The organism is Micromonospora sp. CNZ297 (assembly GCF_007827625.1).
This window is the reverse complement of record NZ_VISU01000035.1, coordinates 22,636-39,278: the sequence shown is the minus strand read 5'-3', so window position 1 is coordinate 39,278 and position 16,643 is coordinate 22,636. Positions and strand designations below refer to the sequence as shown.

At 68.7% G+C, this 16,643-nt stretch carries 14 protein-coding genes; 6 read left to right on the top strand and 8 right to left on the bottom strand.

Features of this window, described 5'->3' with window-relative positions; genetic code table 11:
- Positions 1 to 91: 91 nt before the first annotated feature.
- The 3 genes from FB454_RS32450 to FB454_RS32440 all read right to left on the bottom strand — a co-directional run bounded on the left by FB454_RS32450 (position 92) and on the right by FB454_RS32440 (position 4,602).
- Positions 92 to 1,348, bottom strand: a complete 1,257-nt coding sequence (locus FB454_RS32450) for a lanthionine synthetase C family protein (RefSeq protein WP_013287252.1) — start codon at positions 1,346 to 1,348, stop codon at positions 92 to 94.
- A complete protein-coding gene (locus FB454_RS32445; protein WP_013287251.1) occupies positions 1,345 to 4,365 on the bottom strand; it encodes a lantibiotic dehydratase in 3,021 nt (1,006 codons plus the stop codon). Before FB454_RS32445 ends, FB454_RS32450 begins: the two co-directional genes overlap by 4 nt.
- Positions 4,366 to 4,467: 102 nt before the next feature.
- Positions 4,468 to 4,602 (bottom strand): FxLD family lanthipeptide, encoded by a 135-nt coding sequence (locus tag FB454_RS32440; RefSeq protein ID WP_013287250.1) that lies wholly within the window; start codon positions 4,600 to 4,602, stop codon positions 4,468 to 4,470.
- A 375-nt stretch (positions 4,603 to 4,977) separates the two neighbouring features.
- Between FB454_RS32440 and FB454_RS32435 the strand changes: the two genes are divergently transcribed.
- Entirely contained in the window at positions 4,978 to 6,198 is a 1,221-nt protein-coding gene (locus tag FB454_RS32435; RefSeq protein ID WP_145824154.1) for an NsdA family TPR-like regulatory protein, read from the top strand.
- Complete coding sequence (gene ribD / locus FB454_RS32430) at positions 6,198 to 7,085, top strand: bifunctional diaminohydroxyphosphoribosylaminopyrimidine deaminase/5-amino-6-(5-phosphoribosylamino)uracil reductase RibD (protein WP_145824153.1); 888 nt, start codon at positions 6,198 to 6,200, stop codon at positions 7,083 to 7,085. Before FB454_RS32435 ends, ribD begins: the two co-directional genes overlap by 1 nt.
- A gap of 136 nt (positions 7,086 to 7,221) precedes the next feature.
- On the opposite strand, the gene FB454_RS32425 is transcribed toward ribD, so the two are convergent.
- The 5 genes from FB454_RS32425 to FB454_RS32405 form a co-directional block, all read right to left on the bottom strand.
- Positions 7,222 to 7,680 (bottom strand): PPC domain-containing DNA-binding protein, encoded by a 459-nt coding sequence (locus FB454_RS32425; RefSeq protein ID WP_013287247.1) that lies wholly within the window; start codon positions 7,678 to 7,680, stop codon positions 7,222 to 7,224.
- A 232-nt stretch (positions 7,681 to 7,912) separates the two neighbouring features.
- Entirely contained in the window at positions 7,913 to 8,491 is a 579-nt protein-coding gene (locus FB454_RS32420; protein WP_145824159.1) for a GNAT family N-acetyltransferase, read from the bottom strand.
- Between the two features lie 2 nt (positions 8,492 to 8,493).
- Positions 8,494 to 9,900 (bottom strand): NsdA family TPR-like regulatory protein, encoded by a 1,407-nt coding sequence (locus tag FB454_RS32415; RefSeq protein WP_145824152.1) that lies wholly within the window; start codon positions 9,898 to 9,900, stop codon positions 8,494 to 8,496.
- A gap of 204 nt (positions 9,901 to 10,104) precedes the next feature.
- Positions 10,105 to 10,323: a DUF397 domain-containing protein gene (locus FB454_RS32410; protein ID WP_013287243.1), complete on the bottom strand. Its 219-nt coding sequence runs from the start codon at positions 10,321 to 10,323 to the stop codon at positions 10,105 to 10,107.
- On the bottom strand, positions 10,320 to 11,207 hold the full coding sequence (locus tag FB454_RS32405; RefSeq protein WP_013287242.1) for a helix-turn-helix domain-containing protein: 888 nt from the start codon (positions 11,205 to 11,207) through the stop codon (positions 10,320 to 10,322). The genes FB454_RS32410 and FB454_RS32405 overlap by 4 nt, the downstream gene beginning before the upstream one ends.
- 499 nt (positions 11,208 to 11,706) lie before the next feature.
- Between FB454_RS32405 and FB454_RS32400 the strand changes: the two genes are divergently transcribed.
- The 4 genes from FB454_RS32400 to FB454_RS32385 are packed head-to-tail and all read left to right on the top strand — an operon-like array spanning position 11,707 to position 16,628.
- The gene (locus FB454_RS32400; RefSeq protein WP_396854297.1) at positions 11,707 to 14,235 is read left to right on the top strand and encodes a sensor histidine kinase; all 2,529 of its coding nucleotides are present in this window, start codon (positions 11,707 to 11,709) and stop codon (positions 14,233 to 14,235) included.
- A complete protein-coding gene (locus FB454_RS32395) occupies positions 14,235 to 14,645 on the top strand; it encodes a roadblock/LC7 domain-containing protein (protein WP_013287240.1) in 411 nt (136 codons plus the stop codon). Before FB454_RS32400 ends, FB454_RS32395 begins: the two co-directional genes overlap by 1 nt.
- Positions 14,646 to 14,661: 16 nt before the next feature.
- Positions 14,662 to 15,291 carry an FAD-binding protein gene (locus FB454_RS32390; protein WP_013287239.1) on the top strand — a complete coding sequence of 210 codons (630 nt, stop codon included), beginning with the start codon at positions 14,662 to 14,664 and terminating at the stop codon, positions 15,289 to 15,291.
- Complete coding sequence (locus FB454_RS32385) at positions 15,288 to 16,628, top strand: ABC transporter substrate-binding protein (RefSeq protein ID WP_013287238.1); 1,341 nt, start codon at positions 15,288 to 15,290, stop codon at positions 16,626 to 16,628. The genes FB454_RS32390 and FB454_RS32385 overlap by 4 nt, the downstream gene beginning before the upstream one ends.
- Positions 16,629 to 16,643 lie beyond the last annotated feature (15 nt).

The following is a 16,643-nucleotide window of genomic DNA, read 5'->3' as shown; positions in this document are numbered from 1 at the left end:
CCACCCGCTACGACAAACTCGCCGTGCGCTATGAAGCCACCCTCACCATCGCCGCCATCAACCAATGGCTCCGCGCCCTACGAAACACGACCTAGGTGATCAGCAGGCTCGTGGACCAATGGATATCGGTGCCGGTCGCGAAGGTGTGCAGGGCGAGGGCGATGCCGGCCGGGCCAGAGATCAAACCGGATGGCGCGGGAGTCGCGTTGGTGGCGTGCTGGACCAGCAGGCGCATCAGGTAGGGCACGGTGGCGGGCAGGCGGGTATCGCGGGCGTCAGCGGCGGCGTACCAGAGCGTGGCGGCAACCCCCGCCCAGCCATGACACAACGATGGATCGATGATCCGGCCGAGCTGGACGGGATCGGTCAGGCAGCGGAACAGCGCGTCTTCTGCCGCCTTCTGCCGGCCGGGGTCGCCGAGGGCGATCCCGGCGAGCTGCCCGGCGCGGGCGATCCCCGGAGTGCCGTAGCACCAGGACGGCCGCGCCGGTTCGCTCACGGCGAGCTGCCCGGCCTGCAACTCCGCCATGGTGATCTTCTCCGGCCACCACGGGCCGGCCGGGCTCGTCTGCTGCCACCTGTCCAGCCACGAGCAGATCCGGCCGATCGCCTCGGTCTGTCCCGGCACCCGAATGTCCTGACGCAGGGCCAGCGCCAGCAGGGCCAGAGGGCCGGTGATGCCGTGCGCCATGCCGACGTTGGCCTGTCCGCCCCGCTCCGTTCCGTCGTCGGGTGGGTCCGCGCTCCACCAACCGGGCGCGAGCCGGCCGGCGGCGTCGTCGGCGTCGACCGGCTCGGTGAGCCGCACCAGGTACGCCAGCACTCGGCGCAGCAGGTCACCGTCCGGGAAACGGCGTACCAGGTGGGCGCCCAGGCCGGTCAGCCCGCGGACGAGGTCGAACTCCGACAGCGCAGGCCGGGCGCCGGCCGCGAGGCGTGCCTCGGCAGCGGCCAACCGACGCTCGGCCAGGTCCGCGACGGCGTGATCCAGGGCGTCCAGGTCAGCCGGTTGGGCGTGCGGCATGGCCGTGGTCAATGCGTGGGTGACAGCAGGTGCGCCGAACCACAGGCCCGCTCCGGTGCCGTTGTTCAGCGTTTCCGCGCTCGCGCGGCGCAGCCAGGCGCGGACCGGCTCCCACCCCCCGTGCTCCGTCTGAGCGCGCACCCCGTGCAGGATCGCCACGCCGGCGGCCCCTTTGGACAGCGATTGGCCGTACCAACGCGTGCTCCGCGGCCCGTAGTCGACACCGGTGGGCTGCGCGGGCGGCTGGAGCAGGGTGTCGGTGATGCAGGAGGCCATCGTCTCGGCCGCTCGGAGCAGCGGCGTGGCGAGCAGTGTGACAGTCATCGGCCAGCTCCTGCGGTGCGAGCACGGCGGCGGACCGCCGCCAGCGCGATGTGGCGGGCAAGCCGATACGTGACCTGCTCGGCAGCATCGTCCGGACCATGCGCGCGAACGAAGTGCAGATGCACCAGCGACGTGAGCACCTGCGCGGGAGTCAGCGGGCTGCCGGAGGCGGACAGCGCAGCGGCGTACCGGGAGGCGGCCCGCGATCGTTCCTGCCATGCGCGCTGAACCAGCTCCGGCACGGACGTCGGATCGACGGTGACCGCCTGCCGCAGGACGCCTCGGTCGATCGGTGCTCGGCCGGGGTGTGCCGGCCGGGCGACAAGCCACTCGCACCCGTCGTCGCGGCTGCCGAGCATCGCGGCGGCCAGGTCGAGCATGCTCGCGGCGGTCAGCGCCCGCCGGTCGAGCGGAGAGTCGTCCTTCGCCGCTACCTGGGCCACGGCGGCGCGGGAGTCCGCAGCGAACAACTCCTCGGCGGCGGACATGGCCCGGCCGTCGCCGTACCGGCCGGTCTCGGGTCGGTAGCTGTCGAGGCGCAGATCACCCGCGAGTCCCTGCCGCCGCAGCGCCGCAGCCCACCGGCCGACTCTGACCGCCGCGTCGCCGTAGTCGTCGGTGTGCAGCCGAAGCCGCACGTGCGAGTACGGACGGCGCAGCCGGACAAACCACCACATCGGAGACTCAGGCCAGTCGGCGAACAGCGCCGGCAGCCCTCGCCACAACACCAACTCCACCATCGACGGCTCAACAGCGAGAGATCCGGACAACAAGCCGCTCGACCCGGGCAGAACCGGGCCCGCGGGCACCGGAGGCGGCCACGAGCCCCGGGCCGCGACCGCGGCCGGCACCGCAGCCGGAGCCGCGGTGGAGGCGACCGGTACGACGATCTCGTGCGCGCGGCCGGACAGCCACCCGAAGTCCTCCAGCCCCGCCGCCTCAACGATGGTGACCGCCCCGTCGCTGGTGGCGTCCAGGTGGGCGCGCAACAGCGACCGGTCCATGGCCTGATCGAGGTCGAGCCGCAGCCGCTGGTCGCCGCTGCCGACCTGCACCCACCTCGGCAGCCGCAGCCTCTCCCGCAGCGCCGCCCACGCCGCCGACCATTCCCCGTCGCTCGCGTCGGCGCCGGGCAGCCGCGCCGGGTCGATCCGCCACCGCGCCGCAGACAGGACAACCCGGCCGTACCGCACGGCGGGCCGAAACGGCAGACAGGACGCCGCGCCCCAATCGAACGGCTTGAGCCGGGCGTCCAAAGCCCGCGGCAGCTCGACAAGGAACCGGGCGAGCAGCGGCATGGTGTGCACGGCGCCAGCGTGCGCCACAGTCGGCTCGACCACCCGCCGCCGTGACATCGACACCAGGACCAACCTGTCGGCACCAGCCGCCACGCCGAGGTCATCGAGGCCAATTACATCCCCGGCAACCGGGCGGTGCTCGGCCATGCTCACCAGCCACGGAAGAATCTGCGGGGACCGGAGTACATTCTGGGCGTGCAGCCTCCTCGGGGGGAAGCTCACCTGTGCCGGCATGGCCCCCTCCACGGCGACCGGAAGGCGCGCGAACTTCCCGCGCATCAACTCCCGCTCGGCATATGGCAGCACGTCGAGGAAGCGTCCGCTCGTCGCCATCGCCGACCGGCCCATACCCGTCACCACGACCAGGAATTGGCCTTCCTCCAGTGCGCGCAACGACACCGCACGCACCTCCGCCGACACGTCGACATGCGGACTGACACTGTCCTCGTCGTGATCTGGGCCAGCGAGCGCCCGCACGGCCGCATCATCGAGGACCACCTCACGGATGCCGTCGAGCACCGCCTGCTGCGCCAACACCAACAAGCGCTCATCCCGGCCGGACAACGGCGTCGCCCGGTCGGCACCGTCGAAGTGCTCCGGGTAGCCCAGACCGGCCACCGGATCGACCACCTCGGCAAGCGGCACCACCGCCGCCATCCCGTACCGATCGACAAACCGAGCATGGTATCCACGCCACTCCGGCCGCCCTTCTGGATGTGGCGTCAGCCGCCGCAGAACCTCCACCGATGCGACGACCTCCGCGGTGACCTGATGCGGCACGACGACTTCATCCGCGAGCCGAAGATCCACCGCCAACGGCTGAGTACCTACCGCCATCTCCCGCATCCGAGCGGCCAGCCCACGAAGATCTATCGCCTGGCCTGCGGTGGCACCGAGGCGACGCTGCAGCGCCTGAAGCTGCTCAACCGTCTGCCCGACGTATCCGATGTGGGGGGCTGCGTCCAGCTGGTCCAGGAGATGCTTGATCGGGTCGGTGCAGGTAGACGGCGGCTTAAGGGCCGAGATCAATACACCCTGCTCGACCAGGCCGGCGACCAAAGCCTCGACCGACGCACGCGGGAACTCCCGATAGCCGACAGCGATCTTCTCGACGAGCTCGGTCCACCGCACCGGCTCGGCACTCAGAGACATCGCCAGCCGCACCGCCTCGGTACGCCTTACCGAAGAAACCCCGTCGACGGGCGCGGAGGCGTGGGGCCGACACTGCACGATGATCCGAAGCCCCGACACCCGCGCCAGGTTGTTGGCCTGGACGAACAGCCCGTTGCGCACGTTCGGGTCGGTCTCAAGGCGCGCGATTAACGACGCAAGCCATTCTGCGTCCGGCCGCACACAAATCGCTGACTGCTCCGACGGCGTCACTGCGGCTACCGCGTCGAGGCGTAGTGGCGCGACTCCCGAGAACAACCCGAACGGCGTAGCTCGACCGCGTGCGCGGACCAGGTACCGCGCCAATGCCAACGCCGTCCGCCACGCCTGGCGGGCGTCGAACCTCGCGCCAGCGAGAGTCGCCTCGACACGGTCGGCGAAGTCGGGACTTGCTACCCAGACCGCTTCCGCGACGCCTATCTGACGCCAGGTCGCTCGAAGCCAAGATTCGACACCGGCAGGATCATGCCGTTGCGGCCAGGGCACTTCACGATCCGGCGAGACGCGAGCCGCGATGCGAATGGTGGCGGCATCAACTATACGAAACATGCCGCCCTCCAGTCGTCGAGTCTTCTTGCCGCGGACCTGCCTCGTGGTGCCGGCTCCAGCGGGCGGCTGGGACCACCCACCGGAACCGGCCGGTACGTCGAACTAGCAGTCGCTGCCCTTCACGGTGTCGCAGCCGTCGTCCGTGTCGGCCAGCAACGCGGCAGCGACCGGGCCCTCCGTGACGATCTCCACGTCGAGCTGGAACGGGTCACCGCTGACGGCGAGCAGGTTCTCCATGACTGGTCCCTCCAACGAGACTTCGGGGTGGATGGGCAGGCAGACCTCGCGGCCACCAGCCCGTCGGCTACTTCGCGCTTCCTCCGCAGCCGGGATCGGGTAGCGGGAGCTGCCGCTGCCGGCCGAGCAGCGACACTTGTCTTCCGTGACCTCCACGACGGCTCCGAAGCGGCTGGCTGCCGCCCCAAGCCTTACCAGCTACACATGACACGATCACTCATGGTTAACAGTGCGGGAATACCGACTTGCGGTCCGACTTCGCGCCCCCTCGCGGCGCGACAGTGTGAAGGCTGGATGATCGAGACAACCGGTGGCATAGTCGGCAGGGCTCAGCAGGCTGGGTAAGGGGAAGTCGTGCCTCGTCATCCGGACACCATGATCAGTCCGAACACCGTGCTCAGCGAAGCCCGGCATCGGCTGTCCTCACCTGTGCGGCCCGGCCAGCGCATGTCCCGTAGCGAATTGGCCGATGCGGTCAACGCGGCGCTCGATCGGATATACCCCAGCCGCGACGTCACCGCCCAATACGTCGACTCCCGCTGGATCGGCAAGCTCGAACGCGGCGAGCATCGTTGGCCCAGCGAAGCGCGGCGGAAAGCTCTGCGCCAGGTGCTCGGTGCTCTCACCGATGCAGACCTCGATCTCTACAGCCCTCGACGCAGCGACGGCGTAGAAGCTCAAGGGCCGGTGGTCGAGCCTCAGCCGGGTAGTTGGGACGAGGCCATCTACCTCCTGCGCGAGCAGTGGCATCTGTTGGTACAGAACGACAAGATGTTCGGTCCCGAGTACACACTGATGGGTGTCAAGAGGCAACTGGCCACGATCGAGGACACCCTGTCCAGGGTGCCCGAAGCACTTCGGCCCGCCGTCATCCGCCTCGCCGCTCAGTACGCCGAATCCGCGGCATGGCTCCACCAATCTCTCAACGACCACGCCGCCGGCCACCGCCGAACACGACAGGCACTCGCCTGGGCGGACGAGATCGCGGACTCGACGATGACCGCTTGGGCCACGTACCGCAGCAGTCAACAATGGTTGTCATCGGGGTGCGCCGCCCGAGCCGTTGAGCAGGCAGAGGCCGCGCTGCTGCACGACCCGAAGCTCCCTCGTCCAATGCGTGCAGCGCTGCGCGTGCAGCACGCGCACGCCCTCGCTGCGACGGGCGAGCACCAATCGGCCATGCGTCTGCTGGACGCCGCGCACCGCTGGGCAGCGGACCGTTACCCGGGAAAGCCGGAAGGCGAGCACGGCTCCTACTGCACCAGCGGATATATCGAAGTACACCGCGGGGCATGCCTTCGGCTGGCACACAAGCCCCAGGATGCGATCGAGGTACTCGACCGAGCCCTTCCGGCGATTCCGCGCCGGCACCGCCAGGACTTCGCATCAGCCTTGCTGATCAAGGCGATGGCTCATGCCGCAGCACACCAACCGGATCAGGCAGCGGCAGCGGCACACCAAGCGCTGCCCATCGCGCGCCGGGCAGGATCACGACGGGTCTTGCATCAGCTCGCGCAACTCGGCGCCACAGTCAGCGGGCACCAGCAGCTGCCAGAGGTCCACGCCTTCCTCAATGATCTCCAGGAGGTCACCTGATGGCATCCAACGTCGAACTCGCGGCGATGCGCCAAGCGATCATTCTGTCGTCGCTCGGTCTGGGAACCACAAGCCCCAACCCGCCCGTCGGCTGCGTCATCCTCGACCGCCACGGCGCGACCGTCGGCGCGGGCTACCACCGACGCAAAGGAGAGGCACACGCCGAGGTCAACGCGCTAAGCGCAGCAGGCCCCGCCGCGCTAGGCGGCACCGCTGTCGTCACGCTCGAACCCTGCAACCACGTCGGCGTCACTCCAGCCTGCCGTCAGGAACTCATCGACGCCGGCATCGCGCGAGTCGTCATCAGCCTCATCGACCCGACTTCCCGAGGCGAGGGCGGCGCCGCGGTACTCACCGCCCACGGCATCGACGTCGAAACCAACGTGCTCCCCGACGAGACACTTACCGTCCTCGGTCCCTGGCTCACCGCCATCCGCCGACGCCGCCCCTACCTGACCTGGGCCTACGCTCTCGAGGGCCAGGACAGCCAAATCAGCTGTGAGCAACTAACCGCGGAGTTGCGCAGCGGGACGGATCTCGTTCTGGGCGAGAAGACGATCGAAGAAGGCACCCCGGGCGGACACACCCCTCAACACTTCACCCTGCCAGGGGAGCCGAGCGACGATCTCCAACGGTGGCTGTCGGCCTGCTACGCCACCGGCTCGCGCACGGCCATCGTCACTGGCGGACGTCATGCCGGTGTACTACGAGACAACCTCAACTGCGTTGACGAGCTCGTGGTTGCTGTCGAAAAGGCACCACCGGGATGCGGTCTCGCGGCAGTCACCGCAGACCTCGCGCACGCGGGCTTCGAGTTGGCCGATATCTCCCCCGGAAGTCCGGGCGTGCGTGTTCGCCTCCGCCGACAGAGGCCGCCTTCCGCCTGAGCCCGGCTGCTCGGGCCGCCGATGTGATGGAAGCCCCTCGCCGGCCTCCGTGAGCAGCGTGTTGGGCGTGATGATGGTGTCCAGGTTGCGGGCCATCCTGTGCCTCTGCCTCCATCCGAAGCCCGGTCCGGGAGCGCTAGTCGAGATGCAGTTGTGGCACGTCGTAGAGGGTGCTGTTGGGTAGTCGACGCCTGGCGGGTGAGACCACCTCGATAATGAGCATTTCGGTAAGGAATTGAACGGTGGCATCCAGTAGATGGCTGGTGTGAGCGGTAGCGCTGTATTCCTTGAGTCCGGCGGTGATGTGGATGTGGGGGAGAATCTTCTGGTTAGTGTCGTCCCAGGCGATGGTTCCGCCACCGAGTGCTTCGACGTTGGTGAGGTCGACGTGGGTCCAGACGGGGGCGTTGGGATTGTCGAGGCGTTGACAGGTGCCGACGATCTTGGCGGTGGACAAGCCGGCGATGAACATCGGGATGTAGCCCTGCTTGATGTCGTGGGCGCGGCAGGCTTCGGCGAGGGCGGTGAAGAAGTCGTCACTGTGGTCGAAAACCACACTGATCATTCGTCCTGGGGTCAGATTGTGGCTACGCATGCGCTGCTGGGACCTTCGCTCGATCGCCAGCCCAGGATGTGACACCGCCGTGCCAGATGTCGCCACCGGGAATCCAGGTCATGGCGATCGGGCGCCTCTCGTTCATAGCAAGCCCGGGCAGCGCGATGTACCCCGGGGCAATCGGTAGCGCGGCGTGGATTCCGGCGGGTTCCATCAACACCATGGCAGACAGTAGCAGCATTCTTTTCAGACGTCGATGGCGCGGCCACAATCAGTCCGCCGCAGGTCGCGACTCAGTGAAGTCGAGAATCATCGAATCGTATACGGGGGCGTCGTCGAAGGGCTGAAGTTCGCCGATCCTTTGCCACCCCCAACTGCGGTATGCCGCCTGGGCGGCAACATTGTCGGGCAGTACGAGTAGCGTTGCTCTCTCCTCGCTAGCCTCCTCAATGAGGGAATCATGCAGCTGTCGTGCGATCCCACGACGCCGCCATCTCTTACGCACCATGATTTCGTTGAGGGCAAACGTCCTGGTGCCGGTTTCAACGAGTGCCTTGACGTCCACGTCGGATCGCAGCCCTTGCCACCACCGCGTCTCCGCGGGCAACCTGTATCCCAGGGCATATCCGATCAGCGTTCCGTCGACCTCGCCGACAACAGCCCGAAACCCGTCCCTTGCCGCGTAGGCCCTGAGCCGGCTCCAGTACCTCTCTGGCGAGAAGAACGGATCATCCAGCTGTTCCGCGTATACCTCTTCATAAACCTCGATCAGCTCATCCCGGTATTCGTGGAAGGAATCTTGTTTCAGCCTTCGGATTCGCACGGTATGGATCTGCTCGTCTATCTCCATGGTCACGTCTTTCGGTATCGGTCGAGAAAGGAGTCAACCCCGGCAACGCCGTGGTGGGCTGCGAAAAGGTGTGACACCTTAGCCATTTCTGTGGAGACTCGCCAGCTTTCCACTTCCCCAACCATGTCGTCCAGTGCGGCTTTCGCTGCGTAGGCCGCACCCACCGGTTCACCCTGCAGGAGGCGTGCATGGGCGAGCCGAACGCGGTACAACGCCCGGTTTCGGGCGTAACCGTCGCTGTAGCCGCTGACAGCTTTGTCGAGTAACTTCTCCGCGCGGGCCGGTCGGCCGAGTGTCAGTTCGCATGTGCCGTGGAGTCCATCGATCTCGGTGTGGCCCAGGAAGGAGCACCATTCTGCGGCTGGTTTCTCGCTGTCGCGGTCGACGATCCTCCGTGCGTTCGTGATGGCAGTTTCGGAGGCGCGCGCATCGCCTGTCAGCGATGACGCGACGGCGAGACGCAGCCAGGGGATGGCGGCCAAGCGCGGGTGCTGATTGATCGTTGGTACCTGCGCGGCGGATGAGGCGAAGCGGAGGGCCTCTCGCGGTCGGTTGAGTGAGTTGGCCTGACCTGCCAGGTAGGTAAGGGCTGCCGTTTCGACCTCTGGATCCTGCGCCTGTCGCGCCAGGATCAGCGCTTCGGTGAAGCGTGTGCGTGCGACGACATGCTCGCCCGCGTCGAGGGCGAGCCATCCGGTGCACATCTCCAGTCGGGCGGTGGCCCTGAGGAGCCGGCTCTCGGTTGGAGGGGAGTAGGAGCCTTGTTCCAGCATCGAGTAGCCGTCGCGAACTTTGGCGGCGGCGGCCTGCCACAGGCTGCCGCCGCCGATCTGATAGTCGAGGCTGTACAGATGTCTCACACTGTGTTCCAACGGCACCACGTCGCCGACACCGATCTTGCGTGCCCTGCCGTTGGTGAAGTCTGGTAGGCGCTGTTCGGCGCCTGCGAGAGCGGCCATCACACCTAACGCCACCACGGTCCTTCGCCTCACATCATCGGACGTTACGCCCTGCGGCTGCGCTAGCGGCTCGGCAGTCTCATCGGTGAGTGAAGGGGTGTTCGGGACCTCGCGGGCGTGGTCGGCAGAAGCCGGTGCACTGGTGCGCCGTGGGCTGTAGAGGCCGAGATCGGTGTCACGTGCGGCGCCGAGGACGAGTCGTAGCGCGGCACGCCGTTCTTCGCTGGGCCATCGGTGTTCTCCGCGTTCCAGCTTGCCGATCCACCGGTGGTCGACACATTGGGCGGTGAGGTCGCGGTCTGGGTAGAGCTGATCCAGGGCGGTGTTCACGGCGTCGGCCAGCTCGGTCCGGGACATGCGCTGTCCGGGGCGCCGCGGTGACGGCAAGCCCGCGCGTTTGTCGGCGAGCTGTGCGTTCGGCGTGATCTGCGTGTCCGGATGACGAGGCACCGACACCCTCCCGTGGACCCAACCGGACTCAAGTAGACGTGCGAACTCACCGGGCGTCCCTCAGTCGAGGCCGTAGACATCGCGCGGCTGGCTGCTGCCATCGTGGCGTCAGGATCACGCAGAGTCAAGGCGGCCTTGAGTGGCGTCGCGAGACCGGAAGGCCCGGCCTCGGCCGCCCGAGATGCAGTGTCGCGAGGTGCTCTGCTACTGCTTGCTTGCCGTCGGAGTAGAGAAGCCGTGATCACGTACGGCCTGTGTGAAGGTGTGCCATTGCTCGGGGGCGAATCGCAGTACCGGTCCGGCGCTGTTCTTGGAGTCGCGTACCAGGATCGGTTCGTGGGTGTCGGCGACTTCGATGCAGTTGCCCTCGTCGCTGTGACTGGACTTGCGCCAGCTGGACTGGGTGCTGGGCCGGGTGGTCATATCGAGGCTCCTTCGGTGGGTGCCAGACTCTCTGCCGCGGCGCGGAGGAGACGGATGCTTGACGCGGGATCGAGCGCTGCGGCCTTGAGTCGGCTGTGCAGGCTCACGTAGGGGTCCAGTTCATCCGGATCGGTGTGAATGATGTCGCGGGTCAGGGTGTCGACCGCGACAGCCTGTGAGCCCTGCGGATCGCGATAGCGGTAGAGCGAGTACGCCGACCGGGGCGCGCTGTGACCTGTGATCGACGTGTCGGACGGCGGCACCTGGACGACCACGGATGGGTGGTTCGTGCATACGGCGATGACGTGTCGAAGCTGTTCCGCGACGACGACGGGGTCAGCGGCGCGTCGCCGGATCGCGCTCTCGTCGATGACGGCTTCGTAGCGCGGCCCGCCGGCAGCGAGCACCAGGCTCTGACGGCGAGCGCGGGCGGCGACTGCGGTAGCGGGATCGAACCCGTCGCCGTGGCGGGCCGGTTCGCTGCGAAGCCGCGCAGCGGCGTAGGCGGGAGTCTGAAGTAGGCCGGGGATCAGTGAAATGGCGTACTCGGTTAGCGTCTTGGTGCCGCTTTCCAGATCCGCGTAGACGGCCTGTCGGCTTCCCATCCGTTGTGCGTCGGCCACCCACCACCCACGCGCCCAACCATCGGCGGCGGCGTCCATAATCGCGGCCCGCCGATTCACACCGACCGCGAGGTAGTCACAGATTCCGCTGACAAGATCGATGTCCGGGCCGAGATGCCCGTTCTCCAGCGCGCTGATCTGCTGCCGCGAAAATCTCAGCGCACGGGCGATCGACTCGCTCGTGATGTCATGCTCCTCCCGCAGTCGGCGGACTTCACGTCCGAGCCATTGTCGGCGGACATACGGACTAGGGCGATTCACCGGCAGCCTCCAGGGACCACGCAACCCCGGTCGACGGTGCAGTCGGTCGGGTGTGCTCACTGTAACCCCGCTATCGCTTGGTGGACTCTGAGCTAGCGCGCGGTCCGCCGCTGTTTGCGCAGGCCAGGTGCTGGTCGGACCGCAAGTCGGTATGCCAAGTCGGACCGGAAGTGGGTATTCCCAGCGCTGACCTCTGCTCGGCATGATTTCGGTGAATGACTAATGGTTCAGCTAGAGCGTTCCACTGCCGATCGGTATTGACGGTCACTCAGACGGGCGGTGCCGCTGTGTTGCTATCGGCGATTGCCGTCCTGGTCAGTCTGGCTATCGGCTGGCTGGCCGGGATGGTCACTTATCGGACTTCCCGACGGTGGTGTGGCCGGTGCGGTGGTTCTCTTCGTTGCGCCACCTGCGAACCGGACTCTGGCAGTGGCCGGCTGATTCGTGAAGGTCAGCAGCACGTTGGAATACCAGCAGAATCAGGGCAGAGGTGACGGGTTTGGAAAGCGCTGCGAGACGAGGCATCGCCGCGAGGACGCGTCCGTTGGCGGACCTTCCTGTTCGGCTCAAGGCGGCACTGATTGTCGTGCCGACCGTATTGGCCGCGGTGCTCTCGACAGGGTTCGGCCTCTGGGCTTCTGTCCGGGAGGCTGGAGCTGCGCAGCGCGCCGGTGACATGTTTGCCGCGAGTACGGCCGGCGCGGAGGTGACGCAGCGGCTTCAGGCCGAGCGGAACGCTGCGGTGGGTCTGCTGCTGCCCGGCTCGAAAGTCACTCCAGCTGCCTTCGAGCGTGCGGTTCAGGACACGGATCGCGCGGTATCGCGGTTCCACGAGCAGCGCGACCGGCTTGACGACGTCCCGGAGTCCGTGAGGGCGGTGCTAGTCAGAGCAGACGCCAGCTTGGCGGATGTGGCCGCTCAGCGGCAGCGGGTGCGCGGCGACGGGCTGGTATCGCTGTCGGCAGTCGCGTTCGGCTACCGGATCGTGATCGCGGACCTCGACAGCGTGCTTCCTGCGGTGGCGCAGAGCGGGGTGACACCTGAACTCGCGGATGAGATTCGGGCGTCGGCGGCGTTGTCGCGGGCCCGCGAGTCGGTGGGTCAGCAGCAGGTGGCGGTGTTGCAGGCGGTGGCGGCACGCCGGTTGACTCCGGCGCTGCATGCCGAAGTCGTTGCCGCGCGATCGAGCCAGGACGAGGCGCTACGCGAGTTTGATGGTCTCGCGCGGCCGTCGTGGCGGGCGCTGCTGGGCCGGACGTTGACCGGCCCGGACGTGCTGGCCGGCGTGCGGTTGGACGGAGCGGTGTCGGGCACGGGCGTGTACGAGCCAGTGCGGCTGGCGGGTGGCGCCGAGCAGTGGAGCCGGGTGATGACCAGCCGGGCGGACCTGCTGGCCCAGGTGCAGGCAGCCGTGAACGACGACATCGGGAATGCCGCCGATGACCTGTGGATGGAGCAGGTCCGCTCTGCCGTGCTCCAGGCCGGTGTACTGACGGTGATGCTCGTGGTTGCCGTGTTCACCGCGTTGCGGGTGGCGCGGTCGCTGGTCGGGCAGCTGTCAACGCTGGAGCAGGGCGCGCGGCGGGTCGCCGACGTCGAGCTGCCGGCGCTGGTCGGGCGGCTGCGGGCGACGTCGGATCCCGCGGAGGCGCAGCGGCTAGCCGAGGGTGCTGGCGGCGTGGCGGTGCCGGTGGTCGGCCGGGATGAGGTGGGCCGAGTCGCGGATGCCTTCAATGGGGTTCTGCGGTCGGCGGTGGACGCGACGGTGGATCAGGCGCGGGGCCGCGCCCTGGTGAGCGCGATGATCACGTCGGTCGGGCGGCGGGTACAGGCGCTGACGGAGCAACTGCTGGGCAGCATCGACGATCTTGAGCGCGACGAGGAAGACCCGGATCGGCTGGCGCGGGTGTTCGCCGCCGATCAGCAGGCGACCCGGCTGCGGCGGTACGGCGCGAACCTGCTGATCGTGGCTGGCGGCGGCCCGGGCCAGACGCAGCGGCAGCCGGTGGAGCTCGGCGACCTCATCAACGCGGCGTTGTCGGAGACCGAGGGCTTCGCCCGGATCAGTCTGGGGCGGCTGGTCGAGGTTGAGATCGACGCCCGCGCGGTCGACGCGGTCAAGTCGATCCTGGCGGAGTTGCTGGACAACGCGACCCGGTTCTCCGCCGACCAGGTGCGGGTGTTCGCCGAGTGGGCCGGGCGTGACGTGCAGATCCTCGTCGCGGACGCCGGCCTGGGGCTGCCCTCCGCGCAGTTGGAGCGCGCCAACGCGTTGCTGGCGAGCGCGGAGGTGGATGTCGCGGTCACCGACCAGATGGGCCTGGTCGTGATCTCCCGCCTCGCCGCGGAGTTCGGCGTGCGGGTGCGCCTGACCCCGACCCGGCCGACCGGCATCACAGCCGAGGTGACCGTGCCAGCGGAGTATGTGACCCGGGTGCACGTGCGCGAGATCGTCGTGCCCAGCCAGATCCAGCGACGCGTCCAGCCGGCCCCCGGGCCGCCGGCCGGCCCGGCTCCCACCCCGGCGCCGCCGCCGTCGATGCCCCGGACCGGCACCGGTTGGACCGGCCCGACCCAGCCGTCCCCGGTGGTGCCGTCACCGCCGGTGGACGCGACGATGGAGCTGCCGCTCGTGCGCCGCGAGCGACGGCCGCTCCCGTTGCCCGCGGGCAGCGCCCGGCCGGCGGACACACCGATGTTCCGGGAGATGGCGGCCCGGTCACCGTGGCTGTGGCCGCAGAACGACGAGGGCCCCGGCGGGTTCCGTACCGCGGCCGACGACGGATGGCAGGCCGCAGCGTCCACTGCCGAGCCGGCCACTGACGGGCGTACCGCGTCCGGGCTGCCACGACGTCGCCCGCAGGCGCACGTGGTGCCAGGCGGGTCGCCGACGCAGCGCACCGGCTCCGAGCCTTCCGCGCCGATCGATCCTGCGGCGATCCGGGCGCAGGTCGCCGGCACGTTACGCGGTCTGCGGGCTGCGTCTGTTGCCCCTCCTATATCCCCCCTTTCGACAGGAGAACGCTGATGAGCGTCACCACTGCCACCCCCCGCAATCCCCAGCTGTCGGTCGTGCTGGACGGTCTGGCCAGGCAGATGCCGGCCGTGGCGCACGTCGTCGCGGTGTCCGGCGACGGGCTGCTGCTGGCCAGCACCGCCGGTCTGGACCGGAACCGGGGCGATCAGCTCGCCGCGATCGTGTCCGGTCTGGTCAGCCTGGCCCGCGGCGCCACCGACCTGCTGGAGACCGGCGGTGTGCAGTTCCAGATGCTCACCATGAACGAGGGGATCCTCGTCGTGCAGCAGGTGCCCGACGGAACCTCGCTGGCGGCCCTGGCCCGCACCGACTGTGACCCGTCCCAGGTCGCCTATGAGCTGGCGGCGCTCGCGGCGCGGATCGGTGAGCAGGTCAAGCCGGGACCGCGCGCAGCCGGCTGACCTGATGCGGACGGTGATGAGCGTGGATCAGGACACCGGTGTGACCGGCAGCCGGACCTCGGTAGGCACGGTCCTGGTGGCCGGCGGCCCGGGAGCAGGCAAGACCTGTTTCCTGCGGGCCGCCAGTCACGGCCAGGCGGTGCTGGCGGGCCAGCCGGGCAGCGCGTGGGAGATCGGCTTTGCCACCCTGTCCAGCGGTGTCACCGTCGCCCTGCGCAGCACTCCCGATCAGCGGCGCTGGTGGTGGATGTGGGACCGGCTCGCCGGCGGCGCGGTCGGTGCCGTGGTGCTGGTCGACATGACCGGGCCGTCCGCCTCGTATCCGGTGCTGGACTGGCTCGACGCCTGCGGTCTGCCGTATCTGGTCGCGATCAACCGGCCGCTGGGCGGGGCGCGCAACCGGCGCGAGATCCGCGATGCCCTGCGGGTGAGCGTGCAGGTGCCGGTGTTGACGTGCGACGCCACCGAGCCGGCCTCCGTCCTGGCTGTCCTGGAGCACCTCATCACTGCCGTGCACACCGGCTGCCTCCCTCACGCTGTGCCGCCGGCATCACCCCTGACCGCGCGGAGCCACCTCATCGCCCCCGACCACGCCGGCCAGCGCCGGCGCATCCCTCAGAACCGATCGACGAAAGGAACCCTGTGACCCCTCACCAGAGCACCAGCCGATCCCGATGGCGACTGGCTCTCGCCGCCGCCGTCACCGCCGTGCTGCTCGCCGTCACCGGATGCTCCGGCTCCAGCCTCGACGGCGCGGACACCAGCGGCGAGGAGATCCGCATCGGCCTGATCGTGCCGAGATCCGGCCCTTACAAGGCGATCGGTGACGACCAGGCCGCCGGGTGGCGGCTGGCCCTGGACAAGCTGGGCGGCAAGCTCGGCGGCCGACCCGTGAAGGTGATCGAGGGCGACGAGGGCGAAGGCAAGGCGACCGCCCTGGCATCGGCGCGGAAGCTGATCGAGCAGGACAAGGTCCTCGCCCTCGTCGGCGGGGGAACCGCGGACACGGTGCAGACCCTGTATCCGCTGTTGAAGGAGTCCCGGGTGCCGCTGATCGGAACCGGCGGCCGGCCTTCCACGGTCGCCGATCCGACGTACCTGTGGTCGACGTCGTGGCTGAGTCAGGAGACCGGCGCGTCGATCGCGGGCTACCTGCGGCAGACGGTGGGCGAGGGCCGGGTATGGGTGATCGGCCCGGACTACATCGGCGGCCACGACCAGATCGGCGGGTTCGTCGACGCGTTCCGCAAGGCCGGCGGCCAGCTGGCCAACCCCGGCGGGAAGCCGACGTGGACGCCGTGGGCGCCGGCCCCGACCACGGAGTTCTCCCCGTACCTGACGAAGATCAAGCAGGCCGCTCCGGCGGCGGTGTACACCTTCTACGCCGGCGCCTCCGCGGTCGAGTTCGTCAAGCAGTACCGGCAGTACGGCGTGGACGTGCCGTTGTACGCCTCCGGGTTCCTCACCGAAGGCGCGCCACTGACGGCACTGGGGCCGCAGGCGAAGGGCATCTACACCGCCCTGAACTACTCCACCACGCTGGACAACGCCGCGAACCGGGACTTCGTGCGCCGCTACACGGCGGCCAACGACGGGAAGCTGCCGAATCTCTACCACGTGTGCGCGTGGGACGCGGCGCTCGTGCTGGACAAGGCGATCGCCGAGGCGCTCGCCCGCCCGGACGCCCCGGCGGCTACACCTTCCACCACGGGCTCGCCGGTGCCCAGCAGCTCCACGACGGCCAGCCCGACCGCCGCGTCCTCCTCGGCTGCCGCGGTGGGCGGGGGGAGCGGGGGGCTGACCGGGCGGTCGCTGACGGCGGCGCTGTCGCGGGTTGGGTCGATCGACTCGCCCCGGGGCGCCTGGCAGTTCGGGCAGACGAATCACACCCCGGTGCAGGCGTACTACCTGCGCGAGGTCGCTCAGGACGGGCAGGTGTGGGTCAACCGCACCGTACAGACCTTGACCACCCTCGGCTCCTGACCCGGAAGGGATAGA